Annotated in this window: 16 protein-coding genes; 8 read left to right on the top strand and 8 right to left on the bottom strand. The window is 69.4% G+C overall.

Annotation, left to right across the window (positions count from 1 at the left end; translation table 11 throughout):
* Positions 1–17 precede the first annotated feature (17 nt).
* Positions 18–2,270: a M20/M25/M40 family metallo-hydrolase gene (locus tag ACFP3H_RS20415; RefSeq protein ID WP_378608375.1), complete on the top strand. Its 2,253-nt coding sequence runs from the start codon at positions 18–20 to the stop codon at positions 2,268–2,270.
* Positions 2,271–2,303: 33 nt separating this feature from the next.
* On the top strand, positions 2,304–2,759 hold the full coding sequence (locus ACFP3H_RS20410) for a 6,7-dimethyl-8-ribityllumazine synthase (protein ID WP_378608374.1): 456 nt from the start codon (positions 2,304–2,306) through the stop codon (positions 2,757–2,759).
* On the opposite strand, the gene ACFP3H_RS20405 is transcribed toward ACFP3H_RS20410, so the two are convergent.
* Both ACFP3H_RS20405 and ACFP3H_RS20400 read right to left on the bottom strand, forming a co-directional pair.
* Positions 2,760–4,205, bottom strand: coding sequence for a neutral zinc metallopeptidase (locus tag ACFP3H_RS20405; protein ID WP_378608372.1), 1,446 nt, complete (start codon positions 4,203–4,205; stop codon positions 2,760–2,762).
* A 76-nt stretch (positions 4,206–4,281) separates the two neighbouring features.
* On the bottom strand, positions 4,282–5,232 hold the full coding sequence (locus tag ACFP3H_RS20400; RefSeq protein WP_378608371.1) for an endonuclease/exonuclease/phosphatase family protein: 951 nt from the start codon (positions 5,230–5,232) through the stop codon (positions 4,282–4,284).
* A gap of 96 nt (positions 5,233–5,328) precedes the next feature.
* Here ACFP3H_RS20400 and ACFP3H_RS20395 point away from each other — a divergent pair, with 96 nt between their 5' ends.
* On the top strand, positions 5,329–5,607 hold the full coding sequence (locus tag ACFP3H_RS20395) for a hypothetical protein (protein WP_378608370.1): 279 nt from the start codon (positions 5,329–5,331) through the stop codon (positions 5,605–5,607).
* On the opposite strand, the gene ACFP3H_RS20390 is transcribed toward ACFP3H_RS20395, so the two are convergent.
* Together ACFP3H_RS20390 and ACFP3H_RS20385 are read right to left on the bottom strand one after the other, a co-directional pair.
* Positions 5,604–8,111: a GmrSD restriction endonuclease domain-containing protein gene (locus ACFP3H_RS20390; RefSeq protein ID WP_378608369.1), complete on the bottom strand. Its 2,508-nt coding sequence runs from the start codon at positions 8,109–8,111 to the stop codon at positions 5,604–5,606. The genes ACFP3H_RS20395 and ACFP3H_RS20390 overlap by 4 nt on opposite strands.
* A gap of 111 nt (positions 8,112–8,222) precedes the next feature.
* Positions 8,223–9,236, bottom strand: a complete 1,014-nt coding sequence (locus ACFP3H_RS20385) for a hypothetical protein (protein WP_378608367.1) — start codon at positions 9,234–9,236, stop codon at positions 8,223–8,225.
* Between the two features lie 209 nt (positions 9,237–9,445).
* On the opposite strand from ACFP3H_RS20385, the gene ACFP3H_RS20380 reads away from it, so the two are divergent.
* Positions 9,446–9,649: a cold-shock protein gene (locus ACFP3H_RS20380; RefSeq protein ID WP_056821080.1), complete on the top strand. Its 204-nt coding sequence runs from the start codon at positions 9,446–9,448 to the stop codon at positions 9,647–9,649.
* A 55-nt stretch (positions 9,650–9,704) separates the two neighbouring features.
* On the opposite strand, the gene ACFP3H_RS20375 is transcribed toward ACFP3H_RS20380, so the two are convergent.
* The 3 genes from ACFP3H_RS20375 to ACFP3H_RS20365 all read right to left on the bottom strand — a co-directional run bounded on the left by ACFP3H_RS20375 (position 9,705) and on the right by ACFP3H_RS20365 (position 15,750).
* Positions 9,705–12,719 (bottom strand): bifunctional [glutamine synthetase] adenylyltransferase/[glutamine synthetase]-adenylyl-L-tyrosine phosphorylase, encoded by a 3,015-nt coding sequence (locus ACFP3H_RS20375; protein ID WP_378608366.1) that lies wholly within the window; start codon positions 12,717–12,719, stop codon positions 9,705–9,707.
* 35 nt (positions 12,720–12,754) lie between these two features.
* On the bottom strand, positions 12,755–14,095 hold the full coding sequence (glnA, locus tag ACFP3H_RS20370; protein ID WP_378608364.1) for a type I glutamate--ammonia ligase: 1,341 nt from the start codon (positions 14,093–14,095) through the stop codon (positions 12,755–12,757).
* 122 nt (positions 14,096–14,217) lie between these two features.
* Positions 14,218–15,750: an alpha/beta hydrolase gene (locus ACFP3H_RS20365; protein ID WP_378608363.1), complete on the bottom strand. Its 1,533-nt coding sequence runs from the start codon at positions 15,748–15,750 to the stop codon at positions 14,218–14,220.
* Between the two features lie 189 nt (positions 15,751–15,939).
* Here ACFP3H_RS20365 and panB point away from each other — a divergent pair, with 189 nt between their 5' ends.
* The 4 genes from panB to ACFP3H_RS20345 all read left to right on the top strand — a co-directional run bounded on the left by panB (position 15,940) and on the right by ACFP3H_RS20345 (position 19,167).
* Positions 15,940–16,797, top strand: coding sequence for a 3-methyl-2-oxobutanoate hydroxymethyltransferase (panB, locus tag ACFP3H_RS20360; protein ID WP_378608361.1), 858 nt, complete (start codon positions 15,940–15,942; stop codon positions 16,795–16,797).
* Positions 16,798–16,936: 139 nt separating this feature from the next.
* Positions 16,937–17,341: a hypothetical protein gene (locus tag ACFP3H_RS20355; RefSeq protein WP_378608359.1), complete on the top strand. Its 405-nt coding sequence runs from the start codon at positions 16,937–16,939 to the stop codon at positions 17,339–17,341.
* Entirely contained in the window at positions 17,341–18,303 is a 963-nt protein-coding gene (gene pip, locus ACFP3H_RS20350) for a prolyl aminopeptidase (protein ID WP_378608358.1), read from the top strand. The genes ACFP3H_RS20355 and pip overlap by 1 nt, the downstream gene beginning before the upstream one ends.
* A gap of 3 nt (positions 18,304–18,306) precedes the next feature.
* Positions 18,307–19,167: a CHAD domain-containing protein gene (locus ACFP3H_RS20345; RefSeq protein ID WP_378608356.1), complete on the top strand. Its 861-nt coding sequence runs from the start codon at positions 18,307–18,309 to the stop codon at positions 19,165–19,167.
* A 36-nt stretch (positions 19,168–19,203) separates the two neighbouring features.
* On the opposite strand, the gene ACFP3H_RS20340 is transcribed toward ACFP3H_RS20345, so the two are convergent.
* Entirely contained in the window at positions 19,204–20,640 is a 1,437-nt protein-coding gene (locus tag ACFP3H_RS20340; protein ID WP_378608355.1) for an RNB domain-containing ribonuclease, read from the bottom strand.
* Positions 20,641–20,648: the final 8 nt, after the last annotated feature.

Here is a 20,648-nt window from a genome sequence, read left to right as displayed (position 1 = left end):
CGACCACAATGGCGAGGGTGCGCCCGATCACCGTGACCCCGTCCCGCTCCCCCGTCACCGAGGGGGTCGACGACGAGGTCGCCCGGCGCCTGGCCGTCGCGCTGCGGTGCGCGACGGTCTCGACCGAGGATCCCGCGCGGACCGCCGACGCGGAGTTCGTCCGGCTGGCCGAGCACCTCGAGGCGGCCTTCCCGCTGGTGCACGCCGAGCTCACCCTGACCAGGTTCGGGCACAGCAGGCTCTACCGGTGGGCGGGCGTCGAACCGGACGCGGTCTCGGCGATCCTGCTCGCGCACCAGGACGTGGTGCCGGTCGACGACGCGCAACGGTGGACCCATCCCCCGTTCGACGGGACCGTCGACGACGAATTCATCTGGGGCCGTGGGGCGATCGACGACAAGAGCCGGGTGCTGGCCGTGCTCGAAGCGATCGAGTGGGCCCTGGCGGCCGGAATTCGCCCGCACCACACCGTGTTTCTCGCCTTCGGCCACGACGAGGAGGTCTTCGGCGACGGCGGCGCGGTGCGGATGGCGCGGTATCTGCGCGATGAGGGCGTGCGCGCGGAACTGCTGCTCGACGAGGGCGGGGTGATCACCGACGGGGTCGCCGACGGCGTGGACCGACCGGTCGCGAGCATCATGCTCGGTGAGAAAGGCTACGCGACGGTGCGGCTTTCGGTCCGCGAGACCGGCGGGCACTCCTCGATGCCGGGTAAGCAGACCGCGGTGGGTCGACTGGCGCGGGCGGTCGCGCGGGTGCAGGACCATCCGATGCCGCTGCGGTTGACCCCGGTGATCAGCGACATGCTCGCCCGCATGCGGGTGGCCCTGCCGGAACCGCGACGCCGCCTGCTCGAACTCACCGATTCGCGCGCCCTGTCCGCGCTGGCCGGACCGCTGCTCACCCGGATCATGGCCGCGGGCCCGACCACCGAGGCGCTGGTGCGCACCACCACCGCGCCGACGGTGATCAGCGGCGGGGTGAAGGCGAACGTGCTGCCGCAGAGCGCCGAGGCGCTGGTGAATTTCCGTATCCTGCCCGGTGATTCGGTGGCGGGGGTGCTCGCGCACTGCGTCCGGGTGATCGGTGACCGTGGCGTGCGGGTCGAACTCGTCGGCCCGACCTCGGAACCCTCGCGGATCGACGCGCCCGGACCGGCCTACGCGCTGATCGCCGACATCGCCACCGAGGTGGTGCCCGGGATCGTGACCACCACCGGAATCGTGCCCGGCGCCACCGACTCCCGCCACTACGACGGCCTGGCCGCGACCCGCTGCAACTTCGCGCCCATCGTGCTGACCTCGGCGGATCTGGAACGGATCCACGGAACCGACGAGCGGATCTCCCGGCTGAACTACGCTCGGCTCATCGAATTCAACCGGCGTCTGATCGAGCGGCTCGCCGCGACGCCCGAATCCAGGAGGATCGCGTCGATGACGACCGACACCGGCGAGTTCGCGGGCCACGGCGGCACGATCGCCTGGCGCGCCTGGCAGCCCGAGACCACCCCGCGCGCGGTGATCGTGCTGGTCCACGGGGTCGCCGAACACTCGGGACGCTACGAACACGTCGGTGACGCGCTGGCCGAGCAGGGGTACGCGGTCTACGCGCTCGACCACGTCGGGCACGGCAGGTCCGAGGGCGCGGCGGCCAATATCGGTTCGATGCAGGCCGCCGCGGACAACACCGCGACCCTGCTCGAGCTCGCCGGCGCCGCCCACCCCGGCGTCCCCCGCTTCCTGCTCGGACACTCGATGGGCAGCCTGGTGGTGCTGCACCTGGCCACCCGCGCACCGGTCGATGTGGCGGGCATCGTCGTCTCGGCCCCGCCGCTGGACATCCCGCTGGGCAACCCGCTGCAGCGCCTGGCCGCGCCCCTGCTCACCCGGGTGGCGCCCAATCTCGGGGTGCTGACCCTGGATTCCTCGGCGATCAGCCGCGATCCCGAGGTGGTGCGCGCCTACGACGCGGATCCGCTCGTCTTCCGCGGCAAGTTGCCCGCGCGCACGGCGGTGGAGATCCTGGAACACACCGCGCTGGTCAAGCAACGCCTCGGCAGGCTCACCGCGCCGGTGCTGGTGCTGCACGGCACCGCCGACATCATCGCGGCGCCGTCGAGTTCGGACCTGATCGAACGGGACGCCGGCTCGACCGACGTGACGGTGCTGCGCTACTCGGGCCTGTACCACGAGGTGTTCAACGAACCCGAGCGCGCGAAGGTCATCGGCGATGTCACCGACTGGCTGTCCACTCATGTTACCGGTCAGTAGGTTCTCGGCGCCCTGACCTAGTAGACTTCCGTCATGACTACGTCTACCGGCGCCGTTGCCTTCATCCGGGCGAGCTGGCACAGCTCCATCGTCACCAGAGCGCACGAGGGCTTCCTCGCCGAATACACCGGTTTCGGATTCGACCCCTCGGTCGTCGACGTGTTCGACGTTCCCGGCGCCTTCGAGATCCCGCTGCACGCGCAGCGCCTGGCCCGCACCGGCCGCTACGACGCGATCGTGGCCGCCGCGCTCGTCGTCGACGGCGGCATCTACCGCCACGACTTCGTCGCCTCCGCGGTGATCGACGGCCTGATGCGCGTGCAGCTCGACACCGACGTGCCGGTGTTCTCGGTGGTACTCACCCCGCACCACTTCCACGAGCACAGTGAGCACGTGGACTACTACACCAACCACTTCGTGACCAAGGGAGCCGAGGCCGCCCGCGCGGTGGCGAACACCCTCAGCTCCCTGCAGTCACTGCCGCGCTGACTACTTGAACTGGCTCAGGCAGGCCTGCTCGCCCGACAGCACGCCGGTGCGGAACGCCTCGAGGCGCTGATATCCGCTCGGCACCACCTTGCCGTCGACATCGGCGGCGGCGAGGCCGTCGGCGAGCAGGCCCGAGACCGCCTCGTCGAGGTCACCGGCCGACAGGCGCGGATCACTGCTCGGCTCACTGAGTTTCGTGGTGAGCACCCCGGTCAGGCACGCGGTGCGCAGGCCCGCCGAGGCCGCGCCGGTCAGTGACAGCTCGCGATCTCGCTGCACGGCCAGCGCGTAGCGCGAGACGAACACCGCCGCGGCGTTATAGTCGCCGGTGACGACCGCCGAGAGCGGTTCCTCCTTGCCGCTCGCGCCCTCGCCTGCCCGCTCGGCCATGGCGGGGATATCGGTGCCGATGGTGTTGGATGCCGGGCAGTAGGAGACCGGTTCGGTCGTGGTGGTCGACTTACAGTTGCGGGTGACCCCGGCGTAGTCGAAGGTCGGCGGGTTGCGCACCGGCATCGACTTGGCGAGCTGGGCCGCCAGGATGGTGAGGTTCTCCTGGTTCACCGGGAGCTGTTGCTCACGCTCGTCCTCCTCGAAGGTCACCGGCAGGCCCGCGCGGCGGCGCTCGATCTCGTCCTCGTCGATGTCCTTGCAGGACTTGGCACCCTGGGTGTAACCCATCTGCACCGCGGTGACCCGCTCGAAGGCCGAACCGTGCACGGCGTCGGGATCATTGGGGTCGCGGTCGCGCACGGCCACCGTCGCGCCGAGCACACCGTTGAGACCGTCGGTGGTGTTGAGGGTGAAGTGCTTGGAATTGCCTTCTGCCACATGGCGCAGGAACACCCCGGCCAGGCAGTCGGCCTGCTGTTCCTTGACCAGCGCGTCGGTGAAGAAACCGCGCAGCAGCGAGGCCTGGGACTGGATGGCGTGCCCGTACTCGTGGGCCAGCACCATCACCACCGACATCTCCTTGTACTTGTCGACCAGCAGCGGCAGCAGGACCGCGCGGTCCCAGCCGATGGTGTGATCGAGCGGGCAGTAGGCGGCGTTGACCAGCTTGTAGGTGCTGCTCTTGCAGAACTGCACCGACTCGGCCTCGGTGGCGCGCGCCGACCAGGAGATCACCTTCGAGGCGGGCTTGAAATCACCGCGGAAGGTCTTGGAATACTCGGTCTGCCAATACTCTTCGATATCGGCGATGGCGTTGAGGGCGAGCTTGTCGATCGTGCCGTTGTCGCTGTTCTCGGCGGTCTTGTCGGTGTCGGGCACACCGGGACGCAATCCGCTCGGGCCATCGGCCGAGGCCGCGCCCGCCACCTCCCACGGGTTGTCCACTACCGGGACCGCCTGGTCACTGGCGACCGTGGTCGCGCTGCACCCGGTGACGAGCATGCCGACGCTCACCACGGCCGCGATGGTCGCGCCGAACCGATGTCTTCTCACTGCGCTGTCCTCCCCTGGAATGGCGTGGACTCACAGACGGTCCACGCACGAGCGCTCACATGGTAAACGACCACTCTCACAGGTCCATTCGGATCGTGGCCAGTACCGCCCGGTGGTCCGAACCCGGCACGGTCATGGTGCGGATGCGCTGGGCCACTCCCCCGGCGACGAGGATGTGGTCGATGCCGATGACCGGACCCCAGCGTCGGTCTGCCGGGTAGGTGAGCAGCACGCCGTCGCCGGTCTGGTCCGCGGCCGAGGCGAACGCGCCGTCGAGCAGGGCGCGGTAGGCCGAATGATCGTGGGTGGCATTGAAATCCGCGCCGACGACGGCGGGTGCGCTGGTGGCCGCGAGGATCTCGTCGACGCGGCGCATCTCCGCCGACCAGGCCGCGAAGTCGAGGTTCGGCGGGATGGGATGGAAGGCGAACACCGCGATCGGGCCGCGCTGGGGGTGCTGCATCGTGGCGGAGATGTTGCTCATGATGAAGCCGTCGTATTTCACGGTGTCGCGCAACGGGTATCGGCTGTAGATGCCGGTGCCGCCACCGCCGGAACGCGCCGGCTCGAGATAGAAGTGCGGCAGGAGTTCTTCCATCCCGGACTCGCGCAACCGCACGATCGAGTCGTCGGTGAGCTCCTCGACGGTGAGCACGTCGACGGCGTTGTCGCGCACGGTGGCGACGAGGAAGTCGGTGTCGGCCAGGCCGAAGAGGATGTTCGACTGCAGCACAACAAGTTCCGGCCCATCGGCTGCCCTGGCCTCGGGAATGTAGGACGGCACCACCAACCACGCGGCCCCGGCCAGAACCAACGCCGCCGCCCCCGCACTACGCCAGCCCCGCGCCACCAGCATCAGCACCAGCCCCACCACCGCGCCGAGCATCAACCACATCGCCCCCGAGGCCAACAGCACCAACGACTTGCGCTGCCAGTCCACCAGGTGCAACACGATCCCGATCACCGCGCCGACAACCGCGCCCCACCCGAGGACGAGAAGTACCCGCTCCACCCATGTCCGCATCATGCGGCCAACCCTAGGCAGCAACCCTTTCTATGCCCTTATGACCGCCATGAGGGTTCTCTGAGGCCTAGACTGGCCGCGCAGACGAGGAGGTGGGACGTGTACATCGAAGAATTCACCGCCGCCGGACCGCTCACGGAAGGTGCCGTCGAGGAGCTGCTGTCGGTCGCGGGCCGATACACCTCGGCGATCACGCTCACCGTGGCCGAGCGCACCGTGCAGCTTCCCGTGCTCGGGGTGTGCTGGACCGAGCTCGGGATCCGCGCCGGAACCTCGATCATCGTCGAGGCCGACCGCGGCTACCGACCGACCGATCTCGAGGACGGCGTCGCGCTGCGTGCGTTCGTCACGACCTTCCAGCGCGAGACCGGGTCCTAGAGCGGTAGGCCCGCCTCGATCCAGTTGTAGGCCTGGATCTTGCGGGAGGCGGGGTCGTTGACGACCTGGTTGATCAGGTCGTTGATCTGGTCGGTGGACAGGGGGTAGCCGTAGTGCTCGGCCGCGCCCGCGGATGCCCACAGGGAGGCGAAGAGGCCGGGGCCGCCGAGGAGGTGGGACAGGGCGGTGGCTACCTCGTCGACTGTTTCCAGGACGCCGTGGACCAGGGCGATGGCGATGTCCTCGTCGCCGGGGACGGCGCCGGGGGCCAGGGCGCCGGAGTCGACGGCGCGCTGGGCCAGCCAGGCGCGGGGAACCAGCGGGGCGGGGCCGATGACGTCGCCGAGGTAGTAGCGCCATTCGCCGGGATTGCCCTGGTCGAAGGCGTGGATGTAGAAGGTGCGGGTGAGCGCCCACAGGGCGATGTAGCGCAGAGCCAGCTGTTCGGGGCCCAGCGGGGAGTCCTCGGCGCGGTCGCGTTCGAGCTGGTTCCAGGCGTAGCGGAACCAGACCTGCTCGGAGTTGCCGACCCAGGTGGCGGGCAGGCGGTCGGCGAGGGCGGCCACATCGGCGGCGAGGTCGTCGATCGCGGCATCGCCGGAGGCCTCGATACGCAGGTTGTCGACGTAGCCGCGCAGGGCGTCGACGGAGGTGAAGACCGCGTAGCCGAGCTGGGCGAACCGGGTCAGGTCGGCGTTGGCGGGTTCGAGGACCAGCACCACCGGCATCCCGACGCCGGGTTGCAGACCGTCGGGCCAGAAGGCGTCGGCGACCGCGAGTTCACGGCCGGTGATCGGATCGGAGACCTCCGCGTCGAGCAGCGGGAAACCGAAACCGTCGGCGATCAGGTCGTCGACGAGCGCGTTCACCAGATCCACGGCGGGATCACCGATGGTCACCCCGGCGACGCCGACACTGAGCAGCATCTGGCGGTGCAGCTTGCCGGTGCGCAACTTCTCCAGGAACGCCTCCGCCGACACCGAGAGCAGTTTGCGTCGGGCGCGCAGGAATTCGCGGTAGTTCTCCATCCGCCACAGCGTCGGATCGGTCGGAATCCACTGGGAGGCCAGCACTCCCGGATGGCGGCGCTCCACCTCGGCCAGGTAGTCGGCGGGTTCCCGCTCGCCCAGTTCGGCTTCGGACTCGGGACTGAGGAAGCAGAAGTTGGCGATCGCGTTGATCTCGTTGCGCTCGTAACCGGCGTCGCGCAGCAGGGTTTTCGGGAACAGGTAGTGCACCTGCACCGGCGTGCGCTCGCCGAACTGCTCGATGCCCAGCTCCGAGCCGGTGCCCAGATCGCGCGAACCGTCGACGCGGGTCAGCAGATACAGCAGCGGGTAGAACCGGGAGCCTCGGGTGGCGCCGGCGAAATCGTCGGCGCACAGGTCCAGCGAGCCGCCGCGCAAGCGCTCCAGCGAACCGATCAGGGCGTTGATGCCGCCGCGCTCGAGGGTGTCGTAGTCCTGCTGCAGGAAGGTCTCGGTGGAACCGCTGAACCGACCCCACAGCGCCGAGTGCACGTACCAGTACAGGACGCGGTCGCGGTGCAGGTCGTCGTCGAAGCGGCCGCCGTTGAGGAACAGCAGCCGGGTGATCACCGGAATCGCGTAGCGCCCCATCAGTACCCGGTCGTGGTCGAGGCCGAGCCTGCCCGCCACCGTGTCGAGGAACACGTCGACCTGCTCGGCGGTATCGAGCAGCGCCTGCTCGAACTCCGCGGGGGCGAGATCGCCGAGCGCGTCGAAGTGCGCGCGCCCGTTGCCGACCGCGATGACGTTGCGCAGCAACCAGTCCAGGGTGAAGGTGTAGCCCTCCTTGTCCCAGCGGATCAGGTGGTCGCGCAGGTTGCCGCGCGCCTGCGGCCACTGGGCGCACAGGGTGGCCAGGGCCAGATCGCCCTTGGACAGTTTGGTGCCGCCGGAGTTGACCCGGTTGAAGATGTCGACCACCTCGTCGACCGTGCGGTCCGAGCCGGTGATGGTCTCCACGTTGAACTCGCGATGGGTGATCTCGCGGACCTTGTTCAACCGATCCAGATACAGCGCAAGGGTTTCCGGCGACTCGTCGGGGAACCGGGCCAGGTAGTGCATCGGCCCCTGGGCGAACAGTTCGGTGACATCGATCCAGGCCGGCGCGGTATCGCGGCCGGGCACCTGGAACTCGAACACCTCCCGCTCGACATCGAAATGCAGGCCGGTGAACGCGATCTCGTCGCCCTCGAAGAACGACGGCGCCCGCCCGCGCACGATCCCGTACAGCGTGGTGATCCGCTGCTGACCGTCGAGCAGCAGCTGGCGCAACCCCGAGCCCGCGGTGGTGCCGCGCACCGCGATCTCCTCGGACCCGGTCTCCCACACCAGCAACCCGCCGACCGGGTACCCCAGATACAGCGACCGCAGGAGTCCACGGACCTGGTCACGATTCCACACATAGCCACGCTGGAACTCGGGCAGCAGCACAGCACCGGAGTCGATCTGGTCGAGCAGGGTGGACAGACGTGTCACGGCAGCCTTTCGATCGCGATCCGGTCGGGCGACGACGAGCGAGCGCCCCATCGTTGCACGGATCGTACCGACACATCCCGACATGCCAGCGGCCGAACAGAACTGGCGTGACTACGCCGTCGGCGACACCGCGGCCCGGAAGGCGTCCGAGGCGTAGAACGGGGCGAGCCTGCGCCGCAGCATGGTGTCGAGATAGCCGCGCTCGTCGAGGGTTTCGAGAATGGGCGGCCCGAAGCGCAATGCTTCCTCGATCAGGTCGGGCCTGCCGATGCCCAGCTCGGTGAGCAATTCGGCAAGGGGGGTGTCGCCGTACTTGTCGAAGACGCCGTCGATGCCCTCGTCGAGCAGGGCGCGGAAGTAGGCGGTGTCGCGGAAGGTGCGCCAGAACTCGAACACCAGGACCACGATGTCCTCCATGTCGCTGGCCGAGACCACATCGCGGAAGGAGCCGACCGCGTCGCCGGTGTGTTTGCGCCAGGTCTCGCGGGCGCTGTCGAGCAGCACCTCGTCGGCCTCACCGCTGTTGCCGCGCAACACGAATCGCGCGCCGGTGCGGGTGATGCGGCCGACGCCGTTCTCGATCACGGGCATCGCAGGCTCGGCCAGTCGCGACAGGGCACCGCGCAGCGAGCGGGTCAGGCCGCCGCCTTCGGTGTGCTTGCCGTCGTCGACGGCGGTGGCCACGGCGCGCTGCACGGCCTCCACGCAGGCGTCGACGGTGAGGGGGCTGTTGAGGATCAGGCGCACGAGCCGGTGGGTCACGTCCATGTCGGCCACGGCATCGATCAGTTCGTCGAACCGGCGGGCCTCGACGATCTCGCCGACCTCGACCTCGTCGTGGATGCGGTGGTTGTACAGGCGCGCGACGATCTCGCCGACGAGTTCGGGGATCGCGCCCTCCACCGGAACCTGCACCGCGAACTTGTGCGCGACCGCTTTGACCTGAGCCGGGCTGACGGCCTGCCCGAGCGTGAGATCGGCCGCCTCGGCGAGCACCCCGTCGACCTCCTCGGTGACGAACTCGAGGAAGCCGGCCGGCTCACGCAGCTGCTGCTTGGTGAAGGCCACATGCGCGTCGAGCACTCGCATCGCCAGGTCGACGTGACCGCCGTTCATCTCACCCATGTGCCCAGATTGGCACAATCGGCAGCGCGATGTGAAAAGGCCACCGACATCGGCTCGACACGCCGGTTGACCACGCCGAACCCCGCCCACAGCGCGGTAGACCGATCCGTTATGCGCGGTTTGCCGACGAGTATGGCATACTCGGTTGCTGAGACTGGGCTGATCGCAAGTGATCGCCATGGCTCACCTACGGAAAAGACTTTTAAAACATGACTCAAGGCACCGTCAAGTGGTTCAACGGCGAAAAGGGCTTCGGCTTCATCGCCCAAGACGGAGGCGGCCCCGACGTCTTCGTTCACTACTCGGCTATCGGCGGCTCGGGCTTCAAGTCCCTCGAAGAGGGACAGCGGGTGGAGTTCGAGGTCGGCCAGGGCCAGAAGGGCCCCCAGGCTCAGGACGTCCGCGCCATCTGATTTCGGCGTGAACTGATCAAGCCCCGCACCAGTGGTGCGGGGCTTTTTCGTGTCCTCACTCGCCGCCGAAGACCCGATCCACGACGGCCTTGGCGCGGCGGGTGGTGCGCATGTAGGTGTCGAGGAACTCGCTGCCGTCGCCGGTGGGCCAGCCCGCTACGCGGGCGACCGCGGAGAGCAGTTTGCCGGGGCCGGGGAGTTGGTCGGTAGGTTTGCCCTTGACCAGGACCAGGGCGTTGCGGGCGGCGGTGGCGGTGATCCACGATTCGCGCAGCAGGGCGACGTCCTCGGGTTCGAGGATGCCCTCGGTCTCGATGACGTCGAGCGATTGCAGGGTGGAGGTGTTGTGCAGGGCGGGCACCTCGTGGGCGTGGCGCAGCTGGAGCAGCTGGACGGTCCACTCGATGTCGGCCAGGCCGCCGCGGCCCAGTTTGGTGTGGGTGGCGGGGTTGGCGCCGCGCGGGAGGCGTTCGGCGTCGACGCGGGCCTTGATGCGGCGGATCTCGCGCACCGATTCCTCGGAGACCCCGCCGGTCGGGTACCGGATCGGGTCGATGACGTGCAGGAAGCGCACGCCGAGGTCCTGATCGCCCGCGACCTGGTGCGCGCGCAGCAGCGCCTGCACCTCCCACGGTTGGGCCCACTGGTCGTAGTAGGCCTGGTAGGCGGCGAGCGTGCGCACCAGGGGGCCGTTGCGGCCCTCGGGGCGCAGGCCCGCGTCCACCTGCAGCGGCGGGTCGACGCTGGGCGCGCCGAGCAGGCGTTGGACCTGGTCGGCGATGCCGTTGGCCCACTTCACCGCGGCGGCCTCGTCCTCGCCGGGGCGCGGATCGCAGACGAACAGCACGTCGGCGTCGGAGCCGTAACCGAGTTCCATGCCGCCGAGGCGGCCCATGCCGATCACCGCGAAATCGGCGGGCGCGGGGGCGCCGCGTTCGGCCTCCGAGGCACGGATGACCGCGTTCAGCGACGCTTCCAGCACCGCCACCCACACCGAGGACAGCGCCTTGCACACCTGCGGCACGTCGAGCATGCCGAGCACGTCGGCCGAGGCGACGCGGGCGAGTTCGTGACGGCGCAGCGAACGGGCCGCCGCCACCGCGCGTTTGGGGTCGTCGTAGCGGGCGGCCGCGGTCTGCATGGCCTTGGCGACGTCTTCGGGCTGGGTGTTGAGCAGCTGCGGGCCGTCGGGGCCGTCGGCGTACATGCGGATCGTGTCGGGGGCGTTGATCAGCAGGTCGGGCAGGTACTCCGAGGAGCCGAGCACGATCATCAGGCGCTGGGCGACCGCGCCCTCGTCGCGCAGTTCGCGCAGGAACCAGATCTGATCGTCGAGGCCCTCCGACACCCGCCGATACGCCAGCAGACCCGCGTCGGGGTTGGGGGTGTTGCCGAGCCATTCGAGCAGGGTCGGCAGCAGCAGCGCCTGGATGCGGCCCTTGCGCGAGACACCACCGGTCAGCGCCTTGAGGTGACCCAGCGCGTTGGCGGGGGCGGCATAGCCGAGGGCGGCGAGCTGGCGCACGGCCGCGTCGGGACTCAGGCGCAGGGCGTCGGAGTCCATCCGGGCGACCGCCTCGAGCAGCGGGCGGTAGAACAGTTTGGCGTGCAGGCGGCGCACCCGCACCGAATTGCGGCGGATGTCGGTGTCGAGCACGCCGACCGCGTCCTGGCGACCGTCGGGGCGGATGTGCGCGGCCCGCGCCAGCCAGCGCATGCCGTCGGCGTCGTCGGCGGCGGGCAGGGTGTGGGTGCGCTTGAGCCGCTGCAATTGCAGGCGGTGTTCGAGCAGGCGCAGGAATTCGTAGGAGGCGGTGAGGTTGGCGGCGTCGTCGCGTCCGACGTAGCCGCCGTCGGCCAACGCCCCGAGCGCCTCGACGGTGTTGGTCACGTGCAGCGAGTCGTCGACCCGGCCGTGCACCAATTGCAGGAGCTGGACGGCGAATTCGACATCGCGCAGGCTGCCCGCGCCGAGTTTGAGCTCGCGTTCGCGCAGATCGGCGGGGACCAGGTCCTCCACGCGGCGGCGCATCGCCTGCACGTCGGCGACGAAGTCGGGACGCTCGGAGGCGGTCCAGACCATCGGCATCAGCGCGTCGCGGTACTCGCGGCCGAGTTCGAGGTCGCCGGTCATCGGACGGTTCTTCAACAGCGCCTGGAACTCCCAGGTGCGGGCCCAGCGCTTGTAGTAGGCCAGGTGCGAGTCGAGCGTGCGTACCAGCGCGCCCGCCTTGCCCTCGGGGCGCAGGGCGGCGTCGACCTCGAAGAAGGCCGAACTGGCCACGCTCATCATCTCCGCGGCCAGTCGGGTCGCGGTGGCGTCGGCCGGTTCGGCCACGAACACCACGTCGACATCGCTGACGTAATTCAGTTCGCGCGCACCACATTTGCCCATCGCGATGACCGCCAGGCGCACCGGCACCGGACCGGTCTTGCACACCCGGGCCACCGCCACCGACAACGCGGCGGTGAGAGCGGCGTCGGCCATGTCCGAGAGCTGCCTGCCGACCACCAGATACGGTGGCACCGGCTCGTTTTCGACCGTGGAGGCCAGATCGACCGCGGCCAGCAGCATCAGCTGATCGCGATACCTGGTGCGCAGCAACGCGACTGCCTCGGGCCCGGCGATCTCGGCCCGGAACAGCATCGGGCCCGCGTTGGGTCCGGCCTCCGGTTTCGCCTCGACCGCGTCGAGCAGATCGGCGATCAGTTCCTCGCGAGTGGGAAGTTCCTTGCGCAGCAAGATCTTCCACGCCGAGGGCCGCGCCACGAGATGGTCACCGAAGGCGGTCGAGGAACCGAGCAGCGCGAACAGCCTGCCGCGCAACCGGGTATCGGCACGAATGGCCGAATCCAGTTCGGGCCAGGCGTCTTCGAGCGATTCGCGCAGCCGCACGAGGGTGGACAGCGCGAGATCGGCATCGGGGGAACGTGACAGTGCCCAGAGCACGGGCACGGAGTCGACGTTGTCCCAGCCGAGCTGGTGCAGTGAGCCCGCCGCTGTCGGTTCGAGTAACCCGAGCCGGCCAACGCCGGGAACAGCGGAGCGGGCAGTCGGTGGCCGGACCATAGGGTTAAAACTACTACGCCACCGACTGCGTCACGTCACAAGCTCAGGTACTCCTTGAGCTCCCACGGGGTGACCTGGCTGCGGTAGTCGGCCCATTCGCGGCGCTTGTTGCGCAGGAAGAAGTCGAAGACGTGCTCGCCGAGGGTTTCGGCGACCAGCTCCGAGCGCTCCATCGCCTGTAGGGCCTCGTCGAGGGTGCCGGGCAGGGTGCGGAAGCCCATGGCGCGGCGCTCGGCGTCGGTCAGCGACCACACGTCGTCCTCGGCCTCCGGGGGCAGCGTGTAGCCCTTCTCGATGCCGCGCAGACCGGCGGCCAGCAGCACCGCGAAGGTCAGGTACGGGTTGCAGGCCGAGTCTGGGCTGCGGATCTCGACGCGCCGCGAGGACGACTTGTTCGGGGTGTACATCGGCACCCGCACCAGCGCCGACCGGTTGGACCGGCCCCACGAGGCCGCCGTCGGGGCTTCGCCGCCGTGGATCAGGCGCTTGTAGGAGTTGACCCACTGGTTGGTGATCGCGCTGATCTCGGGGGCGTGCTCGAGGATGCCGGCGATGAACGAGCGCGCGGTGCCCGAGAGGTTGTTCGGGTCGTCGGCGTCGGCGAAGGCGTTGGACTCGCCCTCGAACAGGCTCATGTGGGTGTGCATGGCCGAGCCGGGGTACTGCGAGAACGGCTTGGGCATGAAGGTGGCGCGCACGCCCTCGTCGATCGCGACCTCCTTGATGAGGTAGCGGAAGGTCATCACGTTGTCGGCCATCGACAGCGCGTCGGCGTAGCGCAGGTCGATCTCCTGCTGGCCGGGGGCGCCCTCGTGGTGGCTGAACTCGACCGAGATGCCCATGGACTCGAGCGAGTCGATGGCGTGGCGGCGGAAGTTCGGCGCCGAGTCGTGCACGGCCTGGTCGAAGAAGCCGCCGTTGTCGGCCGGGGTGGGCTCGTAGCCGTCCTTGAGTTGGTTCTTCAGCAGGAAGAACTCGATCTCGGGGTGCACGTAGCAGCTGAAACCGGCGTCGGCGGCCTTGTTGAGCTGGCGGCGCAGCACGTGGCGCGGGTCGGCCCACGACGGCGAACCGTCGGGCATGGTGATGTCGCAGAACATGCGCGCGGAGTGCTGGTGGCCCTTGGAGCTGGCCCACGGCAGCACCTGGAAGGTCGACGGATCGGGCCGCGCGACCATGTCCGCCTCGGACACGCGCGCGAAGCCCTCGATGGCCGACCCGTCGAAACCGATGCCTTCCTCGAAGGCGCCTTCGAGCTCGGCGGGGGCGATGGCGACGGACTTGAGGTAGCCCAGCACATCGGTGAACCAGAGACGGACGAAGCGGATATCCCGCTCTTCGAGCGTCCGCAGCACGAATTCCTTCTGGCGATCCATACCGGCGAGAGTAAGCACCCGGCGTTAAATCCGTGTTACATACGCGCACGCGTTTTCGATCACGTTCACATCGTTCGCACATCTCACAGGCCATGGCGAGGCGTTGTGAGGAAAATGAACTCTCAACATGTGAGACCCGGGGCGGGCGTGGCGAGCTCGACCAGGTAGTCGATCACCGCGCGGTCCAGGCAGCGATCACCGGCGACCAGCGCGGCGGTGTGCCGGTTGCCGCGGAAGGTGATCAGATCCGCGCCCAACTGCTCGGCCAGATCGACCCCGGCCTGGTACGGCGTGGCCGGGTCCTCGGTGGTGGAGACCACCACGACCGTCGGCAGGCCCGGCGCGGAGACGCGGTGCGGTTCGCTGGTGTTGGGCACCGGCCAGGACGCGCACAGTTCCAGGGGCGCGGCGTCGGAGCCCTTGCCGTCGTCGAGGAAGGGCGCGGCCCTGCGGTACTCGCTGTCCTGGCGGGCCGCCACGGCGGGATCGGTGATGCGCGGGTCGTCGACGCAGCGGATGGCGTTGAAGGCGTCCTGGGTGTTGGCGTAGGTGCCGTCCTGGCCGCGGCCGTCGTAGAGGTCGGCCAATTGCAGCAGGGTGTCGCCGGTGCCGCCGCGCAGTTCGCTCAGGCCCTGGGTCAGCATCGGCCAGAAGTCATCGGTGTAGAGGGCCTGCTGGACGCCGGTGATGGCGTCGTGATAGCTCAGCCCGCGCGGATCCTCGGTCGCGGCCGGGGCGCGACCCAGCGGGTCGACCAGGGCGCGGAAGCGGGCGACGGACTGGTTCGGGTCGGTGCCCAGTGGACAGTCGGGCTTCTTCGCGCAGTCGGTGGCGAAGGCGGTGAACACGCCCTGGAAACCGGCGGCCTGACGCAGTGACTCCTGGACCGGGTCCTGGGAGGAGTCCACGGCGCCGTCGAGGACCATCGCGCGCACGTTCTGCGGGTACTTCTCGGCGTAGGCCGAACCGAGACGGGTGCCGTAGGAGTAGCCGAGGAAGTTCAGCTTCGCGTCGCCGAGGACCGCGCGCAAGATGTCCATGTCCTGGACGACCTCGCGGGTGCCGACGTGGCCGAGCAGCTCGAGACCCGAGCGTTCGGCGCACCGGTCGGCGTACCGGCGGTTGTCGGCCTCGGCGGCGGCGACGCCGGCGGGGGTGTTGTCCAGCGGCGGTTCGGCGCGTTCGGCGTCGGCCTCCTGCGCGGTCAGGCACACGATCGCGGGCTGCGAGGAGCCGACGCCGCGCGGATCGAAACCGACCCGGTCGAAGTGCTCGGCCACGCCGGTACGGGTGCCGACGGAGATCATCGACAGTCCGGAGACGCCGGGGCCGCCCGGATTCATCAGCAGCGAACCGATCTTGCGACCGGTGGCGGGCAGTCGCGACAGCGCGATCCGGGCGGTGGGGCCGTCGGGGCGCGCGTAGTCGATCGGCACGGTGACGCGCGCGCATTCGGCCTTGGGCGGCAGGCGGTCGTCCGGGCCGCCGAAGTCGGCGCACGAACCCCACTCGACGGGCTGCTCGTAGAAGGCGTTCAGGCCGGGCGGGGCGGGAGGAAGTGGTTCCGGGACGGCGTTGTCGGAGCCGGTACCGCATCCGGTGGCGATCAACGCGCAGATCGCGCCGAGCAGTACTACGAACCGGCCTCGCTGCACGGTGGGTCCACCTTTCCGCTGCGCACCCCCACCCGGGGTGCGCCCGTCACGGTAGCCGAATTCGCCCTGTGACCGATCCCACCCCAGTCCGGCCTTAAATCGGCCGATGCGGGCTGCCACACTGGAGACGTCAGAAAAGCCCGGGGACCCACGTATGGGCCTCGAGGAATCCCGACGAAAGGGACGATGATGTCCGTATCCGATGAGCAGCGTCCTGCTTACGGTGCCACTCCCGCCGTGTCCGACAAGCCCCGCCGCAAGACCCGCGTCCAGCATCTCCAGCAGATGAAGGTCGACGGTGAACGCTGGTCGATGCTGACGGCCTACGACTACTCGTCCGCGCGCCTGTTCGAGGAAGCCGGCATTCCCGTGCTCCTGGTCGGCGACTCCGCCGCCAATGTCGTCTACGGCTACGACACCACCGTGCCGATCACCGTCGACGAGCTCATCCCGCTGGTCCGCGGGGTGGTGCGCGGCGCACCGCACGCGCTGGTCGTGGCCGACCTGCCGTTCGGCACCTACGAGTCCTCCCCCCAGCAGGCCCTGGCCACCGCCATCCGCTTCATGAAGGAAGGTGGCGCGCACGCGGTGAAGCTCGAGGGCGGCGAACGCGTCGCCGAGCAGATCGCCACCATCACCGCCGCGGGCATCCCGGTCATGGCCCACATCGGGTTCACCCCGCAGAGCGTGAACACCCTGGGCGGGTTCCGGGTGCAGGGTCGCGGCGACGGCGCCGAGCAGCTGGTCGCCGACGCCATCGCCGTCCAGGAGGCGGGCGCGTTCTCGGTGGTCATGGAAATGGTCCCCGCCGAGATCGCGGGCCAGGTCACCCGCAAGCTCACCATCCCCACCGTCGGCATCGGCGCCGGCGCGGACTGTGACGCCCAGGTGCTGGTCTGGCAGGACATGGCCGGCTACACCAGCGGCAAGACCGCCAAGTTCGTCAAGCGTTTCGGCAATGTCGGCGACGAGCTGCGCACCGCCGCGGCGAACTACGCCGAGGAAGTCCGCCAGGGCACCTTCCCCGGCCCCGAACACAGCTTCTGACCGTTCGCCACGACAGCCGCCTCCGACCGGGGGCGGCTGTTCGCGCACGGTGCTCATCGGTGACCGATGGCAGACTCGGGGGGTCAGCTCTCGACTAGCAGAGGTATCGATGCCGCCACGCCGTTGGATAACCCGTTCCGTGTTGTTGATCGCGGCCGCCACCACCATGGCGGCCTGCGCGGGCACCGAGCCCGCGCCGAGTGGAAGTGCCGCGTCCCCGAGTTCGGTGCCGAGCACCACCTCGGCGCCGGCGATCCCCACCCCGTCGCAGACGCTCACGATCAGCCCGTCTTCGGCCACCCAGCTGTGCGACATGATCCGGCCGGAGCTGTCGAACTTCCGCGTGCAGGGCCCCACGCTGGGCAAGATCGCGCTCAACGCGATCGTCCACGACTGGGGTCTGCGCAACGGCGGCATCAACGGTCACGTGCTCGCCGACAAGGCCATGATCGATCGGATCACCACCGAGAGCTGCCCCGAGGTGCGCTCCGAAGCCCTCACCGCCCTCGAATTGCCCACCCTCGCTGCCGGATTGGCCTTCTGATGCGCACTCTCTACCCCGAGCTCGAACCTTTCGACCAGGGCCTGCTCGACGTGGGCGACGGCCAGTCGGTGTACTGGGAGGTCAGCGGCAACCCCGAGGGCAAGCCGGTGGTGTTCGTGCACGGCGGCCCCGGCGGTGGCACCGGTCCGCAGCAACGACGCTTCTTCGATCCGGCCGTGTACCGGATCGTGCTGTTCGATCAGCGCGGGTGCGGAAAGTCCATGCCGCACATCGCCGATGGGGCGTCACTGGACACCAACACCACCCCGAATCTGATCGCCGACATGGAGCTGTTGCGCGAGCACCTGGGGATCGAGCGGTGGCAGGTGTTCGGCGGTTCGTGGGGTTCCACCCTCGGTCTCGCCTACGCGCAGGCCCATCCCGAGCGGGTGACCGAGTTGGTGTTGCGCGGCATCTTCCTGTTGCGGCGCAAGGAGATCGACTGGTACTACAACGGCGCGGCGGGCAACGTGTACCCGGCCGAGTGGGCGCGCTTCCTGGCCCCGGTGCCGGTCGCCGAACGCGACGAGGACCTGGTCGAGGTGTATCACCGGCTGCTGCATTCCGACGATCCGCAGGTCGCCCTCGATGCCGCGATCGCCTGGTCGACGTGGGAGGGATCGACGAGTTCGCTGCTGCCGCACCCGGATCGGGTGGCCGAGACCGGGGAGGCGCGGTTCGCGTTGGCCTTCGCGCGGATCGAAAACCACTATTTCCGGCATGGCGGATTCCTCGACGAGGGACAGTTGTTGCGAGATATCGATCGGATCGCCGACATCCCCGGTGTGATCGTGCAGGGCCGCCACGACATCGTGTGCCCCGCGGTGAGCGCATGGGATCTGCACAACGCCTGGCCCGGCTCGACCCTGCACATCGTCGAGGACGCGGGTCATACCGCGCACGAGCCCGGCATCACCGCCCGACTGGTGGAGGCGACCGACACGTTCGGGAAGCGAGGCTGACCTATGGCGCCGAAAGCCGGAAAAGCCGTCGTCGCGGCATTGCGCGAGGACATCGACCGGCTTTTCGCCGCCGAGCCCGAGGTGCGGGCCGACGCCGAGGATTCGGTGCACCAGATGCGGGTGGCCACGCGCCGACTCCGCAGTGTGCTGCGTTCCTATCGCCGGCTGTTCGACGCCGAGGAAGCCGCCGCGACCGTGGCGGAGTTGAAGTGGTTGGCCGATCTGCTCGGGGTGGCCCGCGACGCCGAGGTGCGCGCCGAACGCTTCACCGACCTGCTGGCCGAACACGGCGAGGTGCCCGCGGCGGTCACCGACGCGCTGGTCGGCGCGGCCCGCCGGGCCTACGCCGACGCGCACGCCGAGGTCGTGGACGAACTCGACCGCAAGCGCTACCGCCGCCTGCGAAAGGTGTTGTCCGCGTGGCGCACCGATCCCCCGCTGGACCGCACCCTGTCGGGCGAACCCGCGACCGACGTGTTCGGCAATGTCGCGCGCCGCGACAACAAGCGCCTGCGCGCACTGGTCTTCGCCGAACCCACCGCGCCGCCCGCCGAGCGCGTGGAACTGCTCCACGACATCCGCAAGGCCGCCAAACGCCTGCGCTATTCCTGCGAAGCCGCGGGCCCCACCCTGGACGAACCGGCCACCGAACTCGGCACACGCGCCAAACGCCTCCAGACGGTCCTGGGCGACCACCGCGACGCCGTCGAATCCCGCGAGGCCATCCTCGCCGCGGCCGCCGCCGCCCCGCACGACGCCACCACCTACGAACTCCTGGCCGACGCCGAAGAAGCCGCCGCCGGTCGAGCCATCGGCCACTACCCCGCCGCGGCCAGTTTCTGCTCCACCGTCCCGGAGTTCTGAGCGGAACTCGCACTGCCGGGTCCGGTTGCGCCCTGGCTATCCCTTCGTGCCGGTTCCCTCGTACGCGAACCCGATCGTCCGGGTCGCCGGGTCCGCCACCACCAACCGCACCGAAACAGTCTGTCCCTCAACAGGTTCCCCCTCGCACCGGGCGAGTACGGGTGGGTCGGCGACGAAGACCTCCGCGGGGCGGGTGCCGGTGGCGGCGCGCAGGACCACCGCCGTGAACTCCGTGCCGATTCGGGGTGCGAGGACGGTGGCCTCGGTGAGGTCCACGCAGGCCCGGCCGACCTTGCTCGACACACCGTCGGTGCGGCGCATGGTCTCGGCCGCCCCGGCCAGCCCGTCCACGACCCACCGCGGCACTTCGACGCCCGCGCAGTGCGCCAGGCAGATCTCGGTGGTGAACCGGTCGGCCAACCGCCGCAGCGGTGCCGTCACGTGCGCGTAGGGCGCCCCGATCGCACTGTGCACCAACCGATCCGGGGTGGGCTCCGCGAGTTCGGCCAGCAGCGTGTACCCGGCCCCGCGCAGCAACCCGGTCGCCTCCGACATCAACACCAGCGCGGCGGGCGTGTTCGCGTCGAGCCCGGCCAGCATCCGCCCCACCGGCACGTCGGCGGGCCACTGCACACCCAGCGCCGCCGCGGTCCGCCGCATCGATTCGACCGCGCTCGACGGCGGGGCAGGCATCGTGCGCAACAGCCCGACACCCTTGTGCTCGATCATGATTCGCGCCGCGCACATGCCGGTCAGCAGCGAGACCTGTTCGTTCCAGTCGTCGACGGCGGTGCGCGGTTCCAGCTCGAGCCGCCACCGGTCCCCCTCGGCCACCACGTCCTGGGACGGCAGGCGCAGCGAGATCGCGCCCTGGGCCAGCCCCGCCTCGATCCGCAACCGCCCGAACTCGGGCAGCGCGACCAGCGACGGCGGCAGCGTCCCGGCGTCGGCCGCCGCCTGCACCTGCGCGTAGTCGAACCGCTCCCGCGAACGCACCATCGCGCGCATCACCGAAAAGCTCAGCGGCACAGCGTCTTCGGAGAGCTCGATGGTCCACAGCGCGGCGGGCCGGTCCACGCCGGGCAGCAGACTGGCGGTCCCCTCGGACAGCACCGGGGGATGCAGCGGCACGTTGCCGTCGGGCAGATAGAAGGTTTGCCCGCGCTGCTCGGATTCGGCGGCGAGCGCACTGTCTGCCACGATCACCGCACCCAGATCCGCGATCGCGTAGTTCAGGGTGAAACCTGTGGGGGTGCGGGCGATATGCAGCGCCTGGTCCAGATCCATGGCGCCGGGAGGATCGATGGTCACGAACTCGATATCGGTCCGATCGATCCGGCTGTCGGCGAACGCGTCGGTCGCGTCGCGGGCCTCGGAGACGGCCTCGGGGGGATAGTCCGAGGCCAGTCCGAATTCGGAACGGATGGCGCCGAAGTCGACCGGCGCCGAGACGATCCGCTGATGGAGTTGCATCCTCGCAG

It is taken from the genome of Nocardia lasii (assembly GCF_042658545.1).
GTDB classification, from domain to species: Bacteria; Actinomycetota; Actinomycetes; order Mycobacteriales; family Mycobacteriaceae; genus Nocardia; species Nocardia lasii.
Note: the sequence above shows the minus strand (reverse complement) of the source record. Positions and strands in the feature narration are given on the sequence as shown.

Coding starts and splice junctions, on each gene's coding strand:
- ACFP3H_RS20345 (WP_378608356.1), top strand. CDS start 18,307: ATGGCGCCGAAAGCCGGAAAAGCCGTCGTCGCGGCATTGCGCGAGGAC.
- pip (WP_378608358.1), top strand. CDS start 17,341: ATGCGCACTCTCTACCCCGAGCTCGAACCTTTCGACCAGGGCCTGCTC.
- panB (WP_378608361.1), top strand. CDS start 15,940: ATGTCCGTATCCGATGAGCAGCGTCCTGCTTACGGTGCCACTCCCGCC.
- glnA (WP_378608364.1), bottom strand. CDS start 14,095: ATGGATCGCCAGAAGGAATTCGTGCTGCGGACGCTCGAAGAGCGGGAT.
- ACFP3H_RS20400 (WP_378608371.1), bottom strand. CDS start 5,232: ATGATGCGGACATGGGTGGAGCGGGTACTTCTCGTCCTCGGGTGGGGC.
- ACFP3H_RS20375 (WP_378608366.1), bottom strand. CDS start 12,719: ATGGTCCGGCCACCGACTGCCCGCTCCGCTGTTCCCGGCGTTGGCCGG.
- ACFP3H_RS20380 (WP_056821080.1), top strand. CDS start 9,446: ATGACTCAAGGCACCGTCAAGTGGTTCAACGGCGAAAAGGGCTTCGGC.
- ACFP3H_RS20340 (WP_378608355.1), bottom strand. CDS start 20,640: ATGCAACTCCATCAGCGGATCGTCTCGGCGCCGGTCGACTTCGGCGCC.
- ACFP3H_RS20410 (WP_378608374.1), top strand. CDS start 2,304: ATGACTACGTCTACCGGCGCCGTTGCCTTCATCCGGGCGAGCTGGCAC.
- ACFP3H_RS20385 (WP_378608367.1), bottom strand. CDS start 9,236: ATGGGTGAGATGAACGGCGGTCACGTCGACCTGGCGATGCGAGTGCTC.